This window comes from Corynebacterium sp. KPL4035, assembly GCF_037908325.1.
In the GTDB taxonomy this organism is placed as follows: Bacteria; Actinomycetota; Actinomycetes; order Mycobacteriales; family Mycobacteriaceae; genus Corynebacterium; species Corynebacterium kefirresidentii.
This window is the reverse complement of sequence record NZ_JBBMGF010000028.1, coordinates 1-1,663: the sequence shown is the minus strand read 5'-3', so window position 1 is coordinate 1,663 and position 1,663 is coordinate 1. Positions and strand designations below refer to the sequence as shown.

The window sequence follows — 1,663 nt, the reverse complement described above, 5'->3', positions numbered from 1 at the left end:
GGCAGATTCTAGTGGTCGTGGAAACACTTCCTATGTTTCGGTTGAGTTTATCAGTGCGGCCATTTTCTCGGCTGGTGTTTGAAAGCCCAGGGTTTTGCGGGGTCGGCGGTTGAGTTGCATGGCGACGAATTCTAGGTCCGCTGCACTATGGACGTTGAGGTCTGTCCCTTTAGGGAAGTACTGTCTTAGTAGTCCATTGGTGTTTTCATTGGTGCCTCGCTGCCACGGCGAACCAGGATCGCAGAAAAACACGGGACAGTTTGTAGCTACAGAAAAGGCCTTATGGCAGGCCATTTCACTTCCCTGATCCCAGGTAAGTGATCCTTTGAGATGATCTGGCAAGGTAGCAATCGCTTTTGTAAGTGCTTCATTTACTTCGGTAGCACTATGCCCATTCGGTAAATGCAGCAAGATGACATAGCGCGTGGTTCGCTCTACTAGCGTTCCAATTGCGGACTTATTACCCGCGCCTAGAATGAGGTCGCCTTCCCAATGACCTGGTACTGCCCGGTCGTCTACTTCTGCTGGGCGGTCGGAAATCATCACCATAGGGTCAACAAACCGCTTGCGGGCACTGCGCGTGCCACGAGGTCGACGTTGGGCGTGACCGCGACGCAGTGCAGCAGCGACTTCCTTTTTCAACTCGCCTTTAGCCTGGAAATACAAAGACTGATAAATCGTTTCAGGACACACGTACATAGTCTCATCACCGGGATAGCAGCTGCGCAACCTCCCAGAAATCTGCTCTGGCGAGTACCTATCTTTCACCATCGCCCAGACCACCGTGCGCAAACGTGGATTGGCATCAATCTTGCGCTTTTTCGGTCTAAACCTACGCAACACCGATTTACGGTGCGCATACGTGGGAAGATACACCCCAAATTCATCCCGGTTGCGTTTAAGCTCCTTGCTGATAGTGCCAGCAGAGCGGGCAAGACGCCGAGCTATCTCACGTACGCCTTTGCCTTGCCGGTCAAGATCAAAGATGAGCTCGCGCTCTTCTACCGACAAGTAGCGCGAAGAAATACGCCTATCGATACGCTGTTGCGGAATAACCTGGACTGGAACTGCTTGGCGACCATCAACGTACTCAATTACCTGCATAAGCCTGTTATACAGCGCCACATCCGGGCCAGCCGGGACAAAAGGCACACGCCCGGTAGAAAGCTTAATGACACCTTTGTCTATATCAGCAGCATTACGCGGATGAATGCCACAGGCTAAAGCTGCATCTTTGCGCCCTAAAGCATTCGCACGCAGTTGCAGATAGCTACATCGGCCAGTTGTGGCCGCAGCTTTGCGGCCATATGGATTGCGCTTCCACAAACCAAGCTCAATACCGATGCGGTACACCGGAGAAGAGCCTATAGAAAGCTGGCGCGCAATATCCATCGGTGCCACACCTTCCAGCCACAGGCGAGCTATTTCCTGACTGTCATCCGAGCTAGTAGTCCTGCGGCGCTTGCGCGGCAAGTCCAACTCACCAGCAAGCCGATACGCCACCGAACGCGCTAAACCAACCACCCCAGCAGCCGCCCGTATTGAACTACCAGCCCGAACCAACGACGCAAACCGCGCCACAACAACAGAATCCGGAACCCATTTCGACTCCACACAATCACCTAACCCATGTCAGGTGTTTCCACGACCACTAGAAATCAAG

The 1,663-nt window shown here is 53.2% G+C and carries 1 protein-coding gene; it reads right to left on the bottom strand.

The window, feature by feature from the left end; all coding sequences use genetic code 11:
- Nucleotides 1-30: 30 nt before the first annotated feature.
- Nucleotides 31-1,392 carry an IS30 family transposase gene (locus tag WMP96_RS11670; RefSeq protein ID WP_445292952.1) on the bottom strand — a complete coding sequence of 454 codons (1,362 nt, stop codon included), beginning with the start codon at nt 1,390-1,392 and terminating at the stop codon, nt 31-33.
- Nucleotides 1,393-1,663: the final 271 nt, after the last annotated feature.

Excerpts from the sequence above, each read along its gene's own strand:
- WMP96_RS11670 (WP_445292952.1), bottom strand. The coding sequence starts at position 1,392 with ATGGATATTGCGCGCCAGCTTTCTATAGGCTCTTCTCCGGTGTACCGC.